Origin of the sequence: Pseudomonas spelaei (assembly GCF_009724245.1) — a bacterium.
Lineage (GTDB): Bacteria > Pseudomonadota > Gammaproteobacteria > Pseudomonadales > Pseudomonadaceae > Aquipseudomonas > Aquipseudomonas spelaei.
In genome coordinates, this window is the sequence record NZ_WNNK01000003.1 from 336,706 (window position 1) to 356,446 (window position 19,741).

A 19,741-nucleotide genomic window follows, 5' to 3' on the forward strand; every position below is an offset into this window, starting at 1 on the left:
GCGCACCATCTGCTACTCTGCGATCGTTCATTATCGCCTGTCGCTTGTGGAACTCATCATGACAACGCTCAACCCGAATGCTGATCCCCAGTCTGTCTGCAGCCCTATCACCAGCAGCGCCATTTTCATGGTTGCCACGCTGGCCCCCGGCAGTGATGCCGCCCAAACCGTGCGCGAATGGTGCGGCGACGTTGCAGCCCTCACGCGCTCCGTCGGCAAGCGCGTGCCGACGGGCAACCTGACGTGCGTCTGCGGCTTTGGTTCCACCGCCTGGGACGCCTTGTTCGGCAGCCCGCGTCCTGCATCGCTGCACCCATTTCATGCAGTCGGTGTAGCAGGGCGCATGGCGGTTTCCACGCCGGGGGATGTGTTGCTGCACATTCGTGCCGATCAGATGGACCTGTGTTTTGAACTGGCGACGCAAATCATGTCGGCCCTCGGCGATGCTGTGACCGTGGTCGATGAGGTGCAGGGTTTCCGTAATTTCGATATGCGCAGCATCATTGGTTTTGTCGATGGCACGGAGAACCCGACCGGGCGCAAGGCGGTCGGCTTCACCATCGTCGGTGATGAAGACCCAACCTTCAGTGGCGGCAGCTATGTGCTGGTGCAGAAGTACCTGCACAACATGAAGGCCTGGAACGAATTGTCCACCGAAGCCCAGGAACGGGTGATCGGGCGTACCAAACTGTCCGATATCGAGCTCGGCGATGAGGTCAAGCCGGCCAACTCCCACAGTGCCTTGACCACCATCACCAAGGACGGCGAGGAAGTGAAAATCCTGCGGGACAACATGCCGTTTGGCCGGCCGGGCGCCGGGGAGTTCGGGACGTATTTCATCGGCTATGCACGTTCGCCGGAGCCGCTGGAACTGATGCTTGAGAACATGTTTGTCGGGCGGCCCGCCGGTAATTATGACCGGCTGCTGGACTTCAGTACGGCGGTGACCGGCGGCTTGTTCTTCGTGCCGTCCGCCGATCTGCTGGAAGCGTTGGCTGACCGCGAGCTTTAGTCACTGTTTGGCAATGTGCCAAACAGTCTTTTCGCCTCGGCAAAACACTTCTCGGCGATGGCCGAACGCGGCTCGGTCTTGCGCATGACCAACCCCAGGGGCGCCAGTACGCTGGCATCCGGGAGGTTGATGAAGGCCAGGGTCTCGATCGGTTTTTCCCAGCCACTGTCCAGGGGCATGATCGAGCAGCAAAAGCCTTCATGGATCGCCTGGAACAGTTGGTGCGTGGAGTCGGTCTCCAGGATGGGCTGCGGGTCGAGCCCGCGGCTGCGAAAGCTCAGGTCAATGGATTTGCGATAGTGCATGCCATTGCTGATCATCCCCAACGGCAGTTGGGCGGCATCCTCCCAGCTCATCTCGGTGCCTTCGAACTGGAAATGGCGTGTGTCGTACAGCAGGCCGACGCGGGTCTCGCCCAGTTCGAAAAAATCCAGCAGATGGGAACTGACATGATCGAGGTAGCAAATACCCAGATCCAGTTGATTGTTGCCCAGGCCCTCGATAATCCGGTCCGAACTCATGGACGACAGGCTGAACTTGAGTTCGGGGAACGTCTGGGAAAGCCCCTGCACATAGTTGATCGGGTTGAAGCCGCTCAACGGCACCAGGCCCAGGCGCAAGTTACCCACCAGTTGGCCACGGCAGGCGGCGGCTTCGGCGAACAGCCCGTCATGGGCGGCCAGCAGGGTGCGGGCCCACGCCAGGACCCGTTCACCGGCCTGGGTAAACCCTTCAAAACGCTGGCCACGGGTCACCAGTTCCAGCCCCAGTTCATCTTCCAGGTTACGCAAACGCATGGACAGGGTCGGCTGGGTGATATGGCAGCGCGCAGCGGCCTGTCCGAAGTGGCGAGTCTGTTCCAGGGCGATCAGGAATTTGAGTTGCTTGATGTCCACAAAGGCACCTGCTGACAAAACACGGGGAGTAGGGTGAGCAGACGATCTCATCGATCCTCTCACCCGTCCAATCACAAGGACTTAACGCTTGATCGAGCGACTCTATCATGACCGCCGGCAGCACGAAAACGGGCTGATAGACGCGCTCGATAACCCGGTTGGCCAGAACGATTAGACAGTCACTTTTCAGCGCCTTAGCCTCTGGCCATTGCTTTTATTATTGCCTGCCGGAGAGTGTCATGAGCGTGAAGTCGGATACGCCGTTTGTCCCGTTGAATATTGCCGTGCTGACCGTCAGTGATACCCGAGCTTATGCCGATGACACCTCCGGGCAGTTGTTGGTCAGTCGCTTGCTGGAGGCGGGGCACACCCTGGGCGCGCGCAACCTGCTCAAGGATGACCTGTATAAAATCCGCGCCCAGGTGGCCCACTGGATTGCCGAGGATGAGATTCAGGTGGTGCTGATCACCGGCGGCACCGGGTTTACCGGGCGTGACAGCACGCCGGAGGCGGTGAGCTGTTTGCTGGACAAGCAGGTCGATGGGTTTGGCGAATTGTTCCGGGCCATCTCCATCCTCGATATCGGCACCTCCACGGTGCAGAGCCGGGCACTGGCCGGGTTGGCCAACGGCACACTGGTGTGCTGCCTGCCGGGCTCGACAGGCGCCTGTCGCACCGCATGGGAAGGGATCCTGGCCGAGCAGTTGGACGCGCGCCACCGCCCCTGCAATTTCGTTGCGCATCTCAAGCCGGTAAAAGCCTGCGAGTCACGGGGATGAACGTGTCACCGCTGATGCCGGTGGAAGAAGCCATTGCCAGTTTGCTGGAAATGGCCGCTGTCCAACGCCTCGACGACAGCGAACCTGTCCTGTTGGCGGATGCCCGGCAACGGGTATTGGCCAGTGAGCTGGTCGCCACCCTCGACTTGCCGCCGTGGCCCAACAGCGCCATGGACGGTTACGCCTTGAACGTAGACGACTGGGACGGACAGCCCTTGGCCGTGTCACAACGGATTTATGCCGGTGTTGCCCCGCAAGCGCTACTGCCGGGAACCTGTGCCCGGATCTTTACCGGTGCGCCGGTCCCTGAAGGCGCCAACAGTGTCGAGATGCAGGAGAACATCGAACTGCTGGATGACGGCCGTATCCGCTTCAAAAAGCCGCTGGTGGCAGGCCAGAATATCCGGCCCCAGGGCCAGGAAAACCGTGTCGGGCAAGTCCTGCTCCAGGCCGGCAAACGCCTGGGCCCCTTCGAGTTGGCCATCGCCGCCGGGCAGGGCTGTACCCATGTGCATGTGGTACGTCGGCCGCGGGTCGCGCTGCTCTCCACGGGTGATGAGTTAGCTGAACCGGGCACGCCGTTGAAGCCCGGCTGTATCTACAACAGCAATCGGATATTACTCAGCCATTGGCTGGGCGCATTGGGCTGTGACGTCATTGATGGCGGGGTGCTCCCCGATCAGCCGCAACAGACCCGACTCAAGCTTGAACAGCTGCAGTACTCGACGGACTTGATCCTCACAACCGGCGGTGTGTCGGCCGGTGATGCCGATTGCCTGGGGCAAGTATTGCGCGAGTGCGGCAAGCCGTTGTTCTGGAAACTTGCGATAAAGCCCGGAAAACCACTGACCGTGGGCTACTTTGGCAGCGTTCCGGTGATCGGCCTGCCCGGCAATCCGATGTCGGCGCTGGTGACCTTCGGGCTGTTGGCCCGGGCTTATTTGCTGCGTATCCAGGGGGTTGAAAACGTCACGCCCCTGAGTTTCCCGGTCAGCGTCGGTTTTGATTGGCACAAGGCGGGAGGCCGTCGGGAATACCTCAGAGCGAGGCTGGAGGACGGCCGTGCCGTGCCCTATGGCAACCAGAGTTCGGGGATTTTGCTGAGCGCATCCTGGGCAGATGGGTTGGTGGAGATTCCGCAGGGCGGCACGTTGAAGGCCGGTGATAGCGCGCGGTTTATTCCGTTCTGCGGTTTGTTGTAGCCGCTGCCGAGGCACGAGGCTGCGATGGGCAGCGTAGCGGCCCCAAGGCGGCGGTCCTGCGGACACGCCGCAGCCTCGCGCCTCGACAGCGGCCATAAGGTCCTGGGCGCTGTCCAGGGCGTGGGTTATCCGCCGGTCATGTTCATGAAACGGACAATTTGCACATCGTCATTGAGTTCAAAGTTGTGCCGGTAGGGCTTGATCTTCATGGCCTCGACGATCGCCTGCTCCAGACGCTGAGGCTCGCCGGGATAGCGGCGCAGCACTTGCTTGAGGTCCACGCCATGTTCATTGCCCAGGCACAGCAGGAGCCGGCCTTCGACGGTCAGGCGCACCCGGTTGCAGGTCGCGCAAAAGTTGTGGCTGTGGGGTGAGATGAACCCCAGGCGAATATGCGGCGCCTCAGTCAGGCGCCAATAGCGCGACGGGCCTTGGGTGGATTCGGCAGAGTCGATGAGGGTGTAGCGTTCGCTAATCCGCTCGCGCACCTGGGCGCTGGAGAAAAAGGCGTCGGCGCGGCTGTGTTCGCTGATCACGCCCAGGGGCATTTCTTCGATGAACGAGATGTCCAGCCTGCGATCAATCGCAAACTCGACCAGGTCGTTGATCTCGTGATCGTTGCGGCCTTTCATCACCACGCAGTTGAGCTTGGTGTGTTCAAAACCGGCTGCGTTCGCGGCATCGATACCGTTGATGACCTGTGCCAGGTCTCCGGTACGGGTCAGCTGGCGAAACCGCTCGGCGTCCAGGCTGTCCAGGCTGATGTTCAGGCGCTTGAGGCCTGCGTCAAACAGCGGTGACGCCAGTTTGCCCAACTGCGAGCCGTTGGTGGTCATGCACAGTTCCCGCAGCCCCGGCAGCGCCGCGATGCGTTGGCACAGTTCAACCACCCCCGGGCGAATCAACGGCTCACCCCCGGTCAGGCGGATTTTCCGAGTGCCCAAGGCCACAAAACGCTCCGCCACCAGATAGAGTTCTTCCAGGGACAGGATCTGTTGGCGTGGCAAGAACTGCATGTCCTCGGCCATGCAATAGACACAGCGGAAATCACAGCGGTCGGTCACCGACATCCTGAGATAGTCGACCCGTCGAGAAAAACTATCCATCAAGATTCGATCTGACATCACCACCTCCGCCAGCGGTCCAGTTGCATCAACCCTGGCGCCAGTATTTGTAAGGCCGCCAGTCTATAAGGGCCTTGTTAAACGGAGGTTAAAGTCATTTGAAGTTATCGTCTAATTGCTATTAACAACCGGTTGATCAATGCGCTCTATCACGCCTTAAAGTTATTGTTTTATATGATTAACTTATTGATCTATAAGAAAATAAATCTTGATAGATGACGCCGATGGTTTGGTCGTTATTTGTGATTAGACACCCAGGGCGAACACACAATAGGCTTGATTCGTGGTTCTGGTTTTGGCCGGCTGAACGGTGTTTTGGCGCTGTGTAAATAATCTAAGCTGGATGAACCCAAGTCACATTTTGTCTGTAGATAAGATTAGCTACCAACAAGCGTTTCAAATTAGGCAGCCGCCTGCGTGTGACGTCCTGGAGAATTATCATGAGTGAAGTTGAGCGTTATAAACCGTATAAGGGGCCTGCCGCCGGTTGGGGCGCGCTGATGGCCGTGACCAAGTACTGGTTGGGCAGCGAAAACGCGTTCAAGAACATTCGGGCGATGCTCAAGACCAACCAGAACGGCGGCTTCGACTGCCCGGGCTGCGCGTGGGGCGAGTCGCCGGAAGATGGCCTGGTCAAGTTCTGCGAGAACGGCGCCAAGGCGGTCAACTGGGAGGCTACCGGTCGACTGGTCAACCCTGCGTTCTTCAACAAATACACCGTGTCTTCGTTGGCAGCGCAAAGTGATTATTGGCTCGAATACCAGGGCCGCCTGACGCACCCCATGCGCTATGACGCTTCCTATGATCGCTATGTCGAAACCAGCTGGGATGAGGCCTTTGCGTTAATCGCCAAGCACCTCAAGGAGCTGGATTCGCCCGACCAGGCCGAGTTTTACACCTCCGGCCGGGCCAGCAACGAGGCGGCTTACCTCTATCAGCTGTTCGTGCGTGCCTATGGCACCAATAACTTCCCCGACTGTTCGAACATGTGCCATGAAGCCAGTGGCGTGGGCATGGGCGACAGTGTCGGCGTGGGCAAGGGCACGGTGACGTTTGACGACCTGGAGCACGCCGACGCTATTTTTGTCATCGGCCAGAACCCCGGTACTAATCACCCGCGCATGCTTGAACCGCTGCGTGAAGCGGTGAAGCGCGGTGCCCAGGTAGTGTGTTTCAACCCGCTCAAGGAGCGTGGCCTGGAACGCTTCCAGCACCCGCAGCACCCGCTGGAAATGCTCACCAACGGCTCCGAGCGTACTTCCTCGGCGTACTTTTGCCCGGCCTTGGGCGGCGACATGGCGGCGATGCGCGGCATCGCCAAATTCCTGTTGGCGTGGGAGCGTGACGCGCTCGAAAACAAGGGTGAGGCGGTGTTTGACCGTGAGTTCATCGCTGAACATACCTCGGGCCTGGACACCTACCTGGCTGAACTCGACGCCACGCCGTGGGAACACATCGTCGAACAGTCCGGCCTGACCCTGGCAGAGATCGAACTGGCCGCGCGCATCTACCGCAAGGCCAGGAACGTGATCATGTGCTGGGCCATGGGTGTGACTCAGCACACGAACTCGGTGCTGACCGTGCAGGAAATCATCAACGTGCAGCTGTTGCGCGGCAATATCGGCCGTCCGGGTGCCGGCCTGTCGCCGGTCCGTGGCCACAGTAACGTGCAGGGCGACCGCACCATGGGCATCAACGAACTGGCGCCGCCTGAGTTCATTGACGCACTGGAAGCGCGCTTTGATTTCAAGGTGCCGCGCAAGCATGGGCATAACACCATTCTCGCGATCGAGGCGATGGAGGAGGGGCGTTCAAAAGTCTTCATCGGCCTGGGGGGCAACTTCGCCCAAGCCACGCCTGACAGCCCGCGCACCCATGCGGCGTTGCGCCAGTGCGACCTCACCGTACACATTGCCACCAAGCTCAATCGCAGCCATTTGGTGACGGGGCGTGAAGCGCTGATTCTGCCGTGCCTGGGCCGCACCGATATCGACATGCAGCAGGAAGGCCCACAAGGGGTGACCGTGGAAGACACCTTCAGCATGGTGCACATCTCCCACGGCCAACTGAAACCCAAATCCGCGCTGATGCGTTCGGAGCCGGCGATCATCGCCGGAATTGCCAACGCCACCCTGGGCAAGCACCCCATCGACTGGCTCTGGACCGTCGCCGACTATGGCCGCATCCGTGACCTGATCGCCGACACCATCCCCGGTTTCGAGGACTTCAATACCAAGCTGCTGCACCCGGGTGGTTTCCACCTGGGCAACGCGGCGGCCGAACGCATCTGGCACACCGCCACCGGCAAAGCGATGTTCGTGCCCAGCGAGCTGCCGGAGCACCTGATCCCCGAAGGTGTGCGTAACCTGGACGTGAAGCCGGACCTGATCCTGCAAACCCTGCGCTCCCACGACCAGTACAACACCACGCTGTATGGCCTGGATGACCGCTACCGTGGGGTGTATGGCATGCGCGAAGTGCTGTTCATCAACGAGCAGGACATCCGCCGACTGGGCTACGAGCCCGGTCAAAAGGTCGATATGGTCTCGTTGTGGGGTGACGGTCGTGAGCGTCGAGTGAGCGGCTTTACCCTGATTGCCTATGACATCCCCGCCGGGCAGGCCGCCGCCTATTACCCGGAGACCAACCCGCTGGTACCGCTGGGCAGTTACGGCGACCGTACCTTCACCCCCACCTCCAAGTTCATCTCGATCCGGCTTGAGCCGGCGCAGGCGAGCAACCTGATTCAAGCCGTCGGTGCTTGAGCCCGGTTGGGGGGCGGCATCGCCAGGGCGCCGGATCGAGGAGAGATAAATGTCGGTACGTATTGATAAGTCGCATCCCGTTGAGTACAGGACGAAAAAAGGCGTGGTGGTGCAGATTGGTTTCAGTTGGAGCCCGCCGCTCGACGTGCCGGTTGGCGCGACGCTGACCCTGGCTGGGTCACCACCGCTGATGGCGTATGTCGAGGGCGACCAATGGGACAGTTACGAACAGGCGTATCAAGAAGCACAACAGGCGGCGGAGCGGTGGGTAGGCTTGATGTGCTAAAAGCGAGCACTGACCTGTGGTGAGGGCACAAGTCTTAATGCCTGTCAGTTAAATAAGCGAACGCAATGCTTAAGGCGGCAGAGATCAACGGTGGGAGCTGTCGAGCCCCGGCGAGGCTGCGATAGCGGTGGGTCAGGCAACATCAATGTTTGATGTGCCGACGCCATCGCAGCCTCGCCGGGGCTCGACATCTCCCACATTAGGACAAGCCCTCTCGCCACCGTGGACTCAGCTCAACAACCCGGTGCTGACCGCCACAATCAGGAAAACCCCCAGCACCGCGCGGTAGATCACGAAAGGCCAGGTGGAGAACCGTTCCAGGAACTTCATCAGGCCCCAGATCGCAAAAAATGCGGAGACACTGGCAACCACCAGGCCAAAGATCAGGTGGCTCCACGCTTGCGCCGGCAGTTGCGCATGGAATAGCACCCACAGCTCTTTCAGGCCGGCGAGGGCGATGGCAGGTAAACCCAGCAGGAAGGAAAAGCGCGCCGCTTCTTCGCGTTTGAAGTTCAGGAACAGCGCGGCCGTGAGGGTCGAACCGGAGCGAGACACGCCGGGAATCAACGCGCCGATCTGTGCAATCCCGACAATCAACGCATCCCGCAGGCGCATCTCACCCACGGTCCGCTGATGGCGCGCGCTGAGTTCGGCCGCAGCCAGTAACACTGCCATCACCACACAGGAAATCCCGATCACCATCAGGCCGCGCAACGGCGAGTTGCAGGCGTTGAGGGTCGAGGATAACGCCAGGCCGGCAATGCCGATAGGGATGGTGGCCAGCACGATGGCCACTGCGAGCTTGAACCACTGGTTGTTGAAGTCACCTTGGCGTACGGCACCTACGCTCCCCGTCACCACTTGCCGCACATCCCGCCAGAAGTAGCTGACCACGGCCGCCAATGCCGCCAGTTGCATGGCGGCGGAGAACGCGGAACCCGGGTCGGGCCAGCCGAGCAGGGCCGGGACGATGCGCATATGCGCGGTAGAAGAAACCGGTAACAGCTCGGTGATGCCTTGGATAATGCCCAGGATGCCGATCTGCAGGTAATCCAGAGAAGCAAAGCCAACGTCAAGGCCGCTGGAACAGATATTTGTCAAAATACTTATCCTTGGGAATAAGAAGGGAGGAGGGTGTTCCATTCAAGGAAAACAGGGCTGGAACCGTGCGCCAGCGCGTTCGAGGGCTTCATCCAGCACGCCGAGTCTAGTTGATGCTTGCTGAAAATTTTGTAACAAGATGAGAAAAATGCAAGTGATTCAGGAAACTGAAAGGTTCAGCGATCGATGTTATGAGTGATGGCGTTGGGGGCAGGTTTTGTGAACAATAGCCGCCCCCAAAAGACGCCCCGGTACGTGGCGACTTCGCGATTCGTTGACCGAGATGCCAATGCCTTCAAGCCCCGAAACCACCGTCGAGATGATCCAGACTGGCCCGGAACACGCCGAACTGATCCGCAACCTTTACCAGTTCTATGCCTATGAATCCTCCGACTGGGAGCAGGAAGACGTGGAAGTGGACGGCCGTTTCTACATTCACGAGGAACACCTGGCCCGCTACTGGCAAGCGCCGCAGTGGAGCGCCAATCTGTTGTTGGTCGACGGTTACATTGCCGGCTTCCTGTTGATCGAGTCCAGCGAGTTGCCGGACCTCAACGCTTTGGAATTGGCCGACTTGTTTATTCTGAAACGCTATCGCCGCAAGGGCATCGGCCGGGCCATTGCCACCCAGGTATTGACCAGCGGGGACGCCAATTGGCTGGTGCGTTTCTATGATCAGGACGAGGCGTCCCAGGCGTTCTGGCGTTCGGTGATGGATGGGCTGCCACGACCGGTTCAGGCGATTGAACTGGAGGATGATCCGCAGTTGGTGAGTTTTCTGGTGACGCGGGCGGTGCATTGAGGAGAGGGCAGTCTGACTGCCTCCTGGGTGGAGGCAGTGCGAGGTTTTGCTCTATTTGTAACGCTGTTCAAACAGCGCCACCTGATCCGGTGTGATCAACTGAAAGGGCACCCAGACATCCCCCTCCACCGGCTCACCCTTGATCAGTTTGATCGCCACTTGCATTGCACTGCTGGCCTGAGCCTTGGGGTCCTGGAACACTGACGCCGCGAGCATCCCGCGTTTGATGGCCGCCAGGCCGTCAGGCAGGCCGTCGATGCCGACAATTGCAATCTCGCCCTTGGCTTTGCCGGCTTGTTGCAGGGCCATGGCGGCGCCGATGGCCATTTCGTCGTTGTTGGCGACGATGGCATCGAAATGGGTGCCGGCCAGCAGCCAGTTGCTGGTCAGGTCCATGCCTTTGTTGCGCTGCCACTCGGCACTTTGCTGTTCGACGATGGTGATGCCGGGATAGTCCTTGAGCACCTGTTTGACGCCTTCGGTGCGTTCGTGGGTGGCGTTCTGCGCGAGGTCGCCCATGATGATCGCCAGGCGACCCTTGCCCCCCAGCTTTTCGGCGAGAAAACGCATCTGCAATTGCCCGGCTTCGATCTCTTTGGACGCTACGGTGACCACGCCTTCAGGCAGTACGGCCTCGTCGGGGTGGCGGTTGATATAGATCAATGGTGTCTTCGCCGCGACGGCGGCACGGGTGATGTTGGCGGTGGCGGCGGTGTCCACGGGCAACACAATCACGGCATCGACCTTCTGGTTGATAAAGCCTTCCACCTGATTGAGCTGGCGAACCACATCGCCTTGGGCATCCTCGAGCTGGAGCTGGACGTCCGCTTGCTTCGCGGCCTGTTCAAGCCCATTGCGCACATAGGTCATGAAGTTGTCGTCGACCCTGGCGATGCTGACGCCAATGCGATAACTAGCAAATGTCCATTGGCTGAAGAGCATTAACAGCGTGGCAAAAAACAAGGTGCAGCGGCTCATGATGGTTTTCCTTTTGTTGTTATGAGTTGAAATTCATCAAGATCAGTGGTGCAGGGTGAAGGCTTGCCGAAAGCGCTCCAGGGCCGTTTCGTTGTCGCCGCTGGCCCAGCCTTCGAGCCCGACGACGCCGGTGTATCCCATGTCGAACAAAGCCTTGGCAATCGCCGGGTAATGGATTTCGCCGGTGCCGGGCTCCTTGCGGCCCGGCACATCGGCCACCTGGATTTCGCCGATGGCACTGCCGGCGCGCTGGATCAGTTCGATCAGGTTACCTTCGCCGATCTGGGCATGGTAAAGGTCCAGGTTCATCTTCAAATGCGCGCTGCCCACGGCCTCGATCAACGCCAGGGTATCGTCGGCGCGGGCGAAGGGTGTGCCGGGGTGGTCGACCTCGGTGTTGAGGTTCTCCAGCAGGAACACCCGGCCGGCGTCTTCTCCCAGGCGGGCGATTTTTTCCAGGGTCTTGCAGGCGCTCAACCACATGCGCCCGCTGGTGTGGGTCACGGGCTTGACCGGCAGGCCTCGATCCCCCAGGCCGGTGCCGTGCAGATTGAGGCTGGGGCAATTCAATTGGGCGGCGATGCCCAGGGATTCCCGCGCGCTGCCCAGCAGCAGCTGGATATCGTCGGCATCGGTCAGGTTGCCGGCGATGTAGCCGGTCATGGAGGTGAAGTCAGCGCCGCTGGCGACCAGGGCTGCGATGTCCTTTTGTGTCCAGTCCCAGATTTCAACACTGAAACCCAAGGCGTGAATCCGTTTGACGCGCTCGGTGAAGGGCAGGTCGAGGAAGACCATCTCGGCACTGACGGCCAGTTTGAACGGTATGAAGCTCATGAGCGGGCTCCTGGCACGGCCACCGGCTTGCCTTGCTGGAAGGATTCGATACAGGCGCGGGCAATGGCCAGGGCTGCGCGGGCATCTTCGCCGCTGGCCAGGGGTTTGGCGCCGGTACGCACGCACTCGACAAAGTGGTTGAGCTCGGCGATGTAGGCGTCGCGCAGCAGGTCAGTGTCCATGCGCTGGGTATCGGCCTGGATGCCACCGGCCAGGTAACGCACCAGGTCGCAGTCGTTGAGGCTGCCCATGGTTAGCATGCCTGCGCTGCCGAACACTTCACCGCGCACGTCATAGCCATAGACCGCCTGGAAGTTGGCTTCGGCGGTGGCGATGGCACCGTTGTCGAAGCGGATCGTGACCACGGCCGTATCCAGAAAGCCCTTGTCCTTGTAGGCCGGGGCGATCAGCGCATCCGCCATGACTTGTACCTGAACGGCTTCGGCGCCGGGGTTGAGGTAGCGCAGGGTGTCGAAGTCATGAATCAGGGTTTCGAGAAAAATTACCCATTGCGGCGAAGCGGCCGGGTTGTTCAAGGCCGGGTCACGGGTCAGCGAGCGCAGCAGTTGCGGCGTACCGATACGGCCGGCGACCACGTCCAGGTGGGCGGTGCGAAAGCTTTTGGCAAAGCGCCGGTTGAAACCGACTTGCAGCGCGACCTGGGCGTCAGCGGCTGCGGCGATGGCGCGGTCGGCTTCGTCGAGGGTGATGGCCATGGGTTTTTCACAAAACACCGCCTTGCCGGCGCGGGCAGCGCTGATCACCAGTTCGGCATGGCTGCGGGCCGGGGCGGCGATCAATACGGCGTCTATTTCCGGGTCTTCCAGCAGTTGTTGTGGGTCGGTGTAGACCCGCGCGACACCTAACTCCGCCGCCAGGCGAGCGGCCTGGCCGGGTGTCGGGTCGGCGATGGCGGCCAGGCAGGCACCGGGGATGTGTCGAGCGGCAGTCAGGCCGTGAAAGCTGCCCATACGACCGGCACCGATAAGGCCGAGGCGGATGATCTTGGAAGTAGTACCCATGGATGACTCCTTTTCTTGTTGTTCAATGGCTCCGCGGCAGGCGTTCTGTGCGGGTATGGACAACAGAGCAAGCGTCATGCCATTTATTAACTGATTGAAAATTAAGTATTTATTATTTTGATTATTAAGTAATCGTTCATTTAAAAGACATGTCTATACTGACATGTCAAAAATATGAACATAGGGGCGAACGTCGATGCCGGTAAACCCACAGCCCATGGCCTTCAGCGCTGAAGACCTGGATTACATTACGGCCCTGGGGCCTGCGTCCTTGAGTGGCGAACCCATTGCCGAGCTGGACCGGGCATGGCAAGCGTGCCAGGAAGGACGCACCGTGCGGCCGGCCGGCGTCAGGCAAGTGATCTGGGACTCCTGGCGGCGCAGTGTCGAGGCCGGCCTTGACTCGGACGATGGCCATTACCGGTTTGTCGCGCCTGACAGCCTGTCGGCCACCCTGACGAAGAATCGGGTGTTGATCGCCGCTGCCGCAGAAGTCATGCGTGGGTTACTGGCCTACAACCCCAGGGGCCATATCAACCTGACCGATGCCGACGGCACGACCCTGTATTTTTGCGGCCTGGACCTTACCCCGGTGGGCAGTCGACTGCTGGAGTCGGTACAGGGCACTAACTGCACCGGGCTGGCGATTACCGAGGACCGGTTGATGTACGTGCTGGCCGAGGAAAACTTCGGCACCGGCTTGCGTCGACGGCGCATGCACTGCGCCGCAGCGCCCATCCGCGATGATCAGGGCAAGACACTGGCGATGCTGACCCTGACCGCCGAGCCAGGTTGGTTTCACTTCCATACCCTGGGCACCGTCCAGGCTGCCGCCGAAGCGGTCTCGCGGCAGATGGCGTTGCAAACCCTGTTGGAAGAACAGCAAACCGTGCTTGAAGTGCTCAATGAGGGCCTGGTGGTGCTGGATGAGCGGGGTCGCATCAAGGCGCTCAACGGCTATGCCCGGCAACTGTTTCGCGTGGGCCGGGACTTGCTCGGTAGCCCGTTCCAGCGCCTGGGCCAGAGTGAGCTGAGCGCTGAAATCCTGATGCGCGACGGGGAAGGGCTGCGGGACCTGGACTGCACGTTCGAGCTGCATGATCGCAGCCACCTGGCGTGCCTGGTTTCCGTTTGCGCACTGGAGCAGGGTGGGCGCGTGGTGTCTCTGCGTGAAAACCGGCGTATCCGGGAAATCACCCGACGGATCATCGGCACCCAGGCCAGCTACACCTTCGAGACCATTCAGGGCACTTCGCGTGCGATCCAGGACGCCTTGCACCTGGGCCGCATCGCCAGTCGCAGTGATTCGACCACCTTGATCCTGGGTGAGAGCGGCACCGGCAAGGAACTGTTTGCCCAGGCGATTCATAACGCCAGTGACCGTTGCAGTGGGCCGTTCGTGGCCGTCAACTGCGGGGCGATTCCGCGGGACCTGGTGCAGAGTGAATTGTTCGGGCATGTCGAGGGCGCCTTCACCGGATCGGCCCGTGGCGGTTCTGCGGGCAAGTTCGAATTGGCCGATGGCGGCACCATCTTTCTCGACGAAATCGGCGACATGTCATTCGACGCCCAGGTCAGCCTGTTGCGGGTCTTGCAGGAAGGTGAAGTGACACGTGTGGGGGCCAAGAAATCCCGTCAGGTGGACGTGCGCATCATCGCCGCCACCCACCGTAACCTGAGCCAGGCGGTGGCCGAAGGTGCCTTCCGGGAAGACCTTTACTACCGGCTCAACGTGCTCAACCTGACGGTGCCGCCGCTGCGTATGCGCCGGGACGATATTCCCTTGTTGGCGCGGCATTTTCTTGGCCGTTGCGCGCGGTCAATGCGCAAGTCAGTGCAGGGGATCGCACCCGAGGCGTTGGAGATCCTGGCGGCCTACGGTTGGCCGGGCAATGTCCGTGAGCTGGAAAACACCATTGAACGTGCGACCAACCTGGCGGTGACCGAGCTGATTCAGGTGGTGGACCTGCCCCTGGAGATCACGCAACGTCCCCGTCAGGCTGTGTCAGGCAGTAGGCCGCAACCCCAGGTCGCCCAGGATTTGGGCACCCATGAAATGAACGCGATCATCGCGGCCCTCAAGGACACCAGCGGCAATGTCCGCCTGGCTGCCAGGCAGCTGAATGTGTCCCGTGGCGGGCTGTACAACAAGATGACGCGCTTTGGGCTGAGTGCCGGGGATTTTCGTCAGGCCCTCAACCACTGAGGTCATGTTTCCCTGCTGTGTCTCAGACGTTGCCTGTCCGGCGCAGTGTCGTCTACATTGACCGTCCGCCCCCCACGCCGGAGCCTTGCCACGATGGACCTTTCAACGCTGCTTCTCTACATCCTCGCCGTCAGCGCCGTGATGATGACGCCCGGTCCTTCAATGCTCCTGGCGTTGAGCAATGGCGCCTCCAGGGGCATGCGGGTCGCCGGCTTCGGCATCGCGGGCGCGGCCTTGTCCGACCTGCTGTTGATCGGCGCCGTGGGTCTGGGGCTGGGGGCATTGCTCCAGGCTTCCGAGCACCTGTTCTCACTGGTCAAATGGGTGGGTGCGCTGTATCTGCTGTACCTGGCTTGGGTGTTGTGGCGTGCGCCGACCCGGGCGTTGTCCGCGTCTGAAGTGGCGAGCACCGCAAGTGGCCGTTCGGCGTTCCTGCGGGCGTTGTTCGTCGGGCTGTCGAATCCCAAGGGGCTGATTTTCTTTTCGGCGTTCCTGCCGCAATTCATTCAACCCGCCGAACCCGTTGCTCAGCAGTACCTGATACTCGCGGTGATCAGCGTGCTGGTCGACTGCGTGATGATGAGCGCCTACGCCCTCGGTGGGCGTCATGCCATGCGCAGGTTCTCATCCAGGGTGATGCAGTGGGTCAACCGCAGTTGTGCGGGCATCCTGGTGATGCTGGCGCTGGGGCTGACCTTGTATCGGCGCCAGGGTAGCCATTGATCACGGCCGCTGCGGCTTGACCGAGGTGCCGAAGGTATTGCCCATGCGCACGCTGGTGGCGGCCGGGGTCGAGAGGCCGACCTGATTCGGTGGGCGCTTTTCGATGGGTACGTTCTGCGCTTCTTTATTCTTCTGCGCGGCCTTGGCCGCCTGCGGGTTGTTGCCCATCTGCTGACTCAGGCAGCCATAGTCCGGCGCTTTGTAGCCATCAACCTTGACCTCGGTACAGCCGCTCGGGGGCGCTTCGGCGTGGGCGATCAACGGCAGGCCTGCGCACAGCAGCAGGCCGGCAAGGGTCGGGAGCAGCTTCATTTTCGCCTCCATGCGGCCTCGAAGAAGTAGGCCGTTATAGGCGGCAAGTGTAGTGCACGGCACCTGACGAAACGGTGATGTTTTTTTTGCTATCACCGTAACATCAGATTCATAAACTGGCCTCAGGATGACGGTTTTCTAGGACACGTCAGCCGTGCAGCGATGCAGAGCGAGGGTCGAGCGGGGGGCTTGGTGGCACGCGGCTTTCGCGTGCTGCTGCTGGGCTTTGCTGTTGATTCTGACAGTGTCGGTGGGCGTGCGTGCGGCGCAGGCCGAGGTGTCGCCTTTGCTGAACCTCGACCTGCCGGCACAGAACCTGGCGCCGGCCCTGGAAGCCTTCAGCCGGGCCACCGGGATGGCGGTGCTGGTGGACCGTGAACTGACGCGGGGACGGCGGTCGATTGGGGTGCACGGGCGTTACAGTGCACCGCAGGCCTTGGGCGTATTACTGACAGGAACTGGCTTGATGGCGCGTTATGCCCGTAGTGATGCGTTCACCCTGCAGGTACCCGAGGTCAACACGCCTGCGTCGACTCGGGGGCCGAAGGCGCGCGGCGCCGCGCGGATCAACAGCAGCTACGCCACGGCCTTGCAGCAGGCCATCGAGCGCAGTCTGTGCCGTTCGCCGCAGACCCGTCCGGGCAGCTTTCGCGCCCTGGTTCAGGTGTGGGTCAATCATGACGGTCTCATCGAACACAGTTTCCTGGTCACCTCAACTGGTGATCTTCAGCGCGACGAGGTACTGGTACGCACCCTCGCCAGCACCCAAGTCGAACGTCCGGCACCCAGCTCGTTGCGCTTGCCGGTTACCTTGCTTTTGATGCCCGACACCACAGGAAAACGCATGGAATGCACAGCAGGGGAAGGAGTTCCGGGGGCATGAAAGACACCGGGCACAGTCCGATGGTCAGGTTGTTCCTGGCATCCTACGATGATTTCAGGGTGCGCCTGCGCAAGCGCCTGGGGTCGGAGGACCTGGCCAATGATGTCCTGCATGAAACCTACCTGCGGGTCGACCGCATGGAGGAGCCGCCGAACCTGCTGCAACCCAATGCCTATCTCTACCGCATGGCCCTGAACATTGCCGCCGACCGACGCCAGGCGGATGCCCGCTTGTTGACCGGCAGTGAAGTCGAAGAGCTGCTGCAAACGGTGGATGAAGCCCAGGACCCGTCCCGGGTGGTGGGTGGCCAGAAAGAAATCCAGTCCCTGGTCAAGGCCCTCTACGAGCTGCCGGCACGGCGACGCAAGATCCTCATTGCCGCTCGGTTGGAAGAGGCGCCGCACCTGGAAATCTCCCAGCGTTTTGGCATTTCTACGCGCATGGTCGAGAAGGAAATCAAGGCGGCCCTGGGGCATTGCGCACAGCGCCTGGAAAGAAAAGTGATCCAGCGGTTCGGTCCCGGTGCCGGAAAACCGTCTTAAGTGTTGAGTCCCTGGAAAAATCCGTGAGTACCTGCGCGCTTGAACATTTTTAGCCTCCCCACCGCTCGCGATACACCCGACAGCCAGCGACGCGGCGAAGCCCGGGACTGGCTGGTTCTCCTGACCTCGGGCCAGGCCACCGTCGCCGATGCCAAGGCCTTGCGCCAGTGGTGTGCCCAGAGCCCGGAACATGCCCAGGCTTTCGAGCAGGCCAAGGTGTTGTGGCAGCAATTGGCTGTTGCCACTGAGCAACAGCAACCGCGTCATTTCGGGCGGCGTGCGTTCCTGGGCGGTGCGATTGCGGCGTCGGCCGCACTGGTGATGGTGCGGGTCACAGTGCCCGGTGGTTTTGCCGGGCTCACGGCGGACTATCGCACCGAAGTGGGCGAGCAACGCCGGGTCGAGCTGGGTGATGGCGTCAGCCTGGAGCTCAATACCCAGACCCGCATCAGCCGTCGTGAAGAAGGCATCGAGTTGCTGGAAGGCGAGGTTGAGGTGATGGCCGGTGCCGTGCAGCCGCTGAGGGTCCAGGCGGGCACCGGCTGGGTCACTGCGGCTCGGGCGCGCTTTAATGTGCGCAATACCGACCACAGTGTCTGCGTGACCTGCATCGACGGTTCACTGTTGGTGCAGGTCGCCGGGCGCAGTGTCCGCCTGGGCAGTGGCAGCCAACTGACCTACGACGCCGCCGGGCTGGGTGAGCCTGTGACCGTGGATACCCAGGCGGTGATCGCCTGGCGTGAGCAGGTGCTGGTATTCAACAACGCGACCCTGAACACCGTGATTGACGAGATCAACCGTTATCGCCCGGGAATGCTGGTGCTGCTCAATGCCGAGCTGGGCAAGCGACGGGTGCAGGCGCGTTTCAACCTCAACCAGTTGGCGGGTGTGGCGTTGCTGATTCGTGATGCCTATGGTGCCAAGTGCACAGAGTTGCCGGGCGGGGTGGTGTTGTTGAGTTAAGTGATCGGCTTTGGACTCGCCCCTCACCCTAACCCTCTCCCCAAAGGGTAGAGGGGACCGACCGAAGTGTGCTGAGAAACTCTGCGACATGAACGTCCGAGTCGATTATGGATTCACAACGGGACTTTCAGGTCGCAGGATTTCTTGAATATCCCCCGATCAGTTCCCTCTCCCCTTTGGGGAGAGGGGTGGATCTCAAGCCAACCCCATTAATTCAAAGGCCCCAACACCTGCCGATACCGCTCAACCCCCTGAGGCGTCTCACGCACCAGGCTGATCTCCATTCCCAGCGGATTCTCCTGCCGATTCCCACTCAATTGCCGCCACCCCTTGTCCGTATCCCAGACCCGCACCTGCACATCACTCACCTGTTTCAACACCGCCACCGCATCCCGAGGTGCGGGCAGTGGGTACCTGTCCTGTGGCGGCGCAATCGCCCGGTACAAGGTGTCACCCTTGAGCCACCAACGTACCCGTTGCAAGCCGGTACCCGGGTTCGCCGCACTGCGGATCAGCTCCAGGCGAAAGCCCTTGCTGTCGGAACTGCGCACGGTCAACGCCGGGAGCGTGCCCGGCGCAGGGCCGGGATTTTCGGCGTTACCCGGTAGCGCCAGCTCAATCCCGGCCCGCAGGCTGACGTCCTGTTGCAGCTGATTCAGTGCTCGCAACAGCACTTCGGTCTGTTCGGTGCTGGCCTGCAAGTGGCTGTCAGCGCGGGTGACGCTGTCCAGGCCGCGCCAGGCGATCAGGCTGACCACCGCCATCAGCATGATCGCCACCATGACCTCGATCAGCGTGAAACCGTTCTGTGCGTTCTTCATGGCTGGCTCACCACCCGCAGCAAGCCGGCCGCGTCCCGTTGCAGGCTGAGGCTGTGTTGCCCGTCAGATAGCACCACTTGCAGCGGTGGGTTGATCCATTCGGCATTGAGTATCAGGATTTGCCGGGGCTCGATGCGCACTTGCATCGGCGTGCTGTCCCACGGGCGTGGACGCAGTTGCTCGTCGCGGTTGAAGGACTCCACGCCCAGGCCGTCGTCCGTCGGCCGGCTGAAACGAAAGCCCTTGGCGTCCGCCTGCCAGGTGATTGCCCGGCCATCGGCGCGGGCTTCGGCCTGGGCCACTTGCAACAGTTGGCTCAAGCGTTCGGCGTCCTTGCGCAGCAGGCGCAGCGGGTCCGGCTTGATGCTCAGGCTGATGGCCGCGCTGGCGATGCCGATGATCACCAGCACCACCATCAGCTCGATCAAGGTGAAGCCCTGCTGTTTGACTCGGTTCATGGTGCGCTCCCTGGCGTTGATCCCATCCTGCA

20 protein-coding genes are annotated in these 19,741 nt (G+C 61.1%); 11 read left to right on the top strand and 9 right to left on the bottom strand.

The annotated features are described in order from the left end of the window. Positions 1-58: 58 nt before the first annotated feature. The gene (locus GNF76_RS05670) at positions 59-1,012 is read left to right on the top strand and encodes a Dyp-type peroxidase (protein ID WP_155582193.1); all 954 of its coding nucleotides are present in this window, start codon (positions 59-61) and stop codon (positions 1,010-1,012) included. Here the strand turns inward: GNF76_RS05670 and GNF76_RS05675 are convergent. Beyond that, the gene (locus GNF76_RS05675; protein WP_178123194.1) at positions 1,009-1,908 is read right to left on the bottom strand and encodes a LysR family transcriptional regulator; all 900 of its coding nucleotides are present in this window, start codon (positions 1,906-1,908) and stop codon (positions 1,009-1,011) included. The two genes, GNF76_RS05670 and GNF76_RS05675, sit on opposite strands and share 4 nt — an antisense overlap. A 239-nt stretch (positions 1,909-2,147) precedes the next feature. Here GNF76_RS05675 and moaB point away from each other — a divergent pair, with 239 nt between their 5' ends. Both moaB and GNF76_RS05685 read left to right on the top strand, forming a co-directional pair. After that, positions 2,148-2,687 (top strand): molybdenum cofactor biosynthesis protein B, encoded by a 540-nt coding sequence (gene moaB, locus GNF76_RS05680; protein ID WP_155582195.1) that lies wholly within the window; start codon positions 2,148-2,150, stop codon positions 2,685-2,687. Then, positions 2,684-3,889: a molybdopterin molybdotransferase MoeA gene (locus tag GNF76_RS05685; RefSeq protein WP_155582196.1), complete on the top strand. Its 1,206-nt coding sequence runs from the start codon at positions 2,684-2,686 to the stop codon at positions 3,887-3,889. Before moaB ends, GNF76_RS05685 begins: the two co-directional genes overlap by 4 nt. Positions 3,890-4,014: 125 nt before the next feature. On the opposite strand, the gene moaA is transcribed toward GNF76_RS05685, so the two are convergent. Further along, on the bottom strand, positions 4,015-5,013 hold the full coding sequence (gene moaA, locus GNF76_RS05690) for a GTP 3',8-cyclase MoaA (protein WP_155582197.1): 999 nt from the start codon (positions 5,011-5,013) through the stop codon (positions 4,015-4,017). 440 nt (positions 5,014-5,453) lie between these two features. On the opposite strand from moaA, the gene GNF76_RS05695 reads away from it, so the two are divergent. Continuing rightward, entirely contained in the window at positions 5,454-7,778 is a 2,325-nt protein-coding gene (locus tag GNF76_RS05695) for an FdhF/YdeP family oxidoreductase (protein WP_155582198.1), read from the top strand. A gap of 49 nt (positions 7,779-7,827) precedes the next feature. After that, entirely contained in the window at positions 7,828-8,064 is a 237-nt protein-coding gene (locus GNF76_RS05700) for a hypothetical protein (protein ID WP_155582199.1), read from the top strand. Between the two features lie 228 nt (positions 8,065-8,292). Here GNF76_RS05700 and GNF76_RS05705 read toward each other — a convergent pair whose 3' ends face one another. Next, positions 8,293-9,165, bottom strand: a complete 873-nt coding sequence (locus tag GNF76_RS05705; protein WP_155582200.1) for an undecaprenyl-diphosphate phosphatase — start codon at positions 9,163-9,165, stop codon at positions 8,293-8,295. 283 nt (positions 9,166-9,448) lie between these two features. Here GNF76_RS05705 and GNF76_RS05710 point away from each other — a divergent pair, with 283 nt between their 5' ends. Then, the gene (locus tag GNF76_RS05710; protein ID WP_246211867.1) at positions 9,449-9,967 is read left to right on the top strand and encodes a GNAT family N-acetyltransferase; all 519 of its coding nucleotides are present in this window, start codon (positions 9,449-9,451) and stop codon (positions 9,965-9,967) included. A gap of 51 nt (positions 9,968-10,018) precedes the next feature. Here GNF76_RS05710 and GNF76_RS05715 read toward each other — a convergent pair whose 3' ends face one another. From GNF76_RS05715 to GNF76_RS05725, 3 genes are read right to left on the bottom strand one after another with little or no spacing between them, the layout of a single operon-like run. Beyond that, a complete protein-coding gene (locus GNF76_RS05715; RefSeq protein ID WP_155582202.1) occupies positions 10,019-10,945 on the bottom strand; it encodes a sugar ABC transporter substrate-binding protein in 927 nt (308 codons plus the stop codon). Positions 10,946-10,987: 42 nt separating this feature from the next. Continuing rightward, on the bottom strand, positions 10,988-11,779 hold the full coding sequence (locus GNF76_RS05720) for a TIM barrel protein (RefSeq protein ID WP_155582203.1): 792 nt from the start codon (positions 11,777-11,779) through the stop codon (positions 10,988-10,990). After that, positions 11,776-12,801: a Gfo/Idh/MocA family oxidoreductase gene (locus GNF76_RS05725; protein ID WP_155582204.1), complete on the bottom strand. Its 1,026-nt coding sequence runs from the start codon at positions 12,799-12,801 to the stop codon at positions 11,776-11,778. Before GNF76_RS05725 ends, GNF76_RS05720 begins: the two co-directional genes overlap by 4 nt. A 196-nt stretch (positions 12,802-12,997) precedes the next feature. On the opposite strand from GNF76_RS05725, the gene GNF76_RS05730 reads away from it, so the two are divergent. Both GNF76_RS05730 and GNF76_RS05735 read left to right on the top strand, forming a co-directional pair. Continuing rightward, complete coding sequence (locus tag GNF76_RS05730; RefSeq protein ID WP_155582205.1) at positions 12,998-15,007, top strand: sigma-54 interaction domain-containing protein; 2,010 nt, start codon at positions 12,998-13,000, stop codon at positions 15,005-15,007. 93 nt (positions 15,008-15,100) lie between these two features. Further along, the gene (locus GNF76_RS05735; RefSeq protein WP_155582206.1) at positions 15,101-15,730 is read left to right on the top strand and encodes a LysE family translocator; all 630 of its coding nucleotides are present in this window, start codon (positions 15,101-15,103) and stop codon (positions 15,728-15,730) included. Here the strand turns inward: GNF76_RS05735 and GNF76_RS05740 are convergent, their stop codons facing one another. Further along, entirely contained in the window at positions 15,731-16,042 is a 312-nt protein-coding gene (locus tag GNF76_RS05740) for a hypothetical protein (RefSeq protein ID WP_155582207.1), read from the bottom strand. Positions 16,043-16,277: 235 nt separating this feature from the next. Between GNF76_RS05740 and GNF76_RS05745 the strand changes: the two genes are divergently transcribed. From GNF76_RS05745 to GNF76_RS05755, 3 genes are read left to right on the top strand one after another with little or no spacing between them, the layout of a single operon-like run. Beyond that, positions 16,278-16,925, top strand: a complete 648-nt coding sequence (locus GNF76_RS05745) for a secretin and TonB N-terminal domain-containing protein (protein WP_178123199.1) — start codon at positions 16,278-16,280, stop codon at positions 16,923-16,925. Then, entirely contained in the window at positions 16,922-17,467 is a 546-nt protein-coding gene (locus GNF76_RS05750) for an RNA polymerase sigma factor (RefSeq protein WP_155582208.1), read from the top strand. Before GNF76_RS05745 ends, GNF76_RS05750 begins: the two co-directional genes overlap by 4 nt. A gap of 39 nt (positions 17,468-17,506) precedes the next feature. Beyond that, complete coding sequence (locus GNF76_RS05755; protein ID WP_155582209.1) at positions 17,507-18,430, top strand: FecR family protein; 924 nt, start codon at positions 17,507-17,509, stop codon at positions 18,428-18,430. A 209-nt stretch (positions 18,431-18,639) separates the two neighbouring features. Here GNF76_RS05755 and GNF76_RS05760 read toward each other — a convergent pair whose 3' ends face one another. Both GNF76_RS05760 and gspH read right to left on the bottom strand, forming a co-directional pair. Beyond that, positions 18,640-19,251 carry a type II secretion system protein GspJ gene (locus GNF76_RS05760; RefSeq protein WP_155582210.1) on the bottom strand — a complete coding sequence of 204 codons (612 nt, stop codon included), beginning with the start codon at positions 19,249-19,251 and terminating at the stop codon, positions 18,640-18,642. Next, positions 19,248-19,709, bottom strand: coding sequence for a type II secretion system minor pseudopilin GspH (gene gspH, locus GNF76_RS05765; RefSeq protein WP_155582211.1), 462 nt, complete (start codon positions 19,707-19,709; stop codon positions 19,248-19,250). Before gspH ends, GNF76_RS05760 begins: the two co-directional genes overlap by 4 nt. Positions 19,710-19,741: the final 32 nt, after the last annotated feature.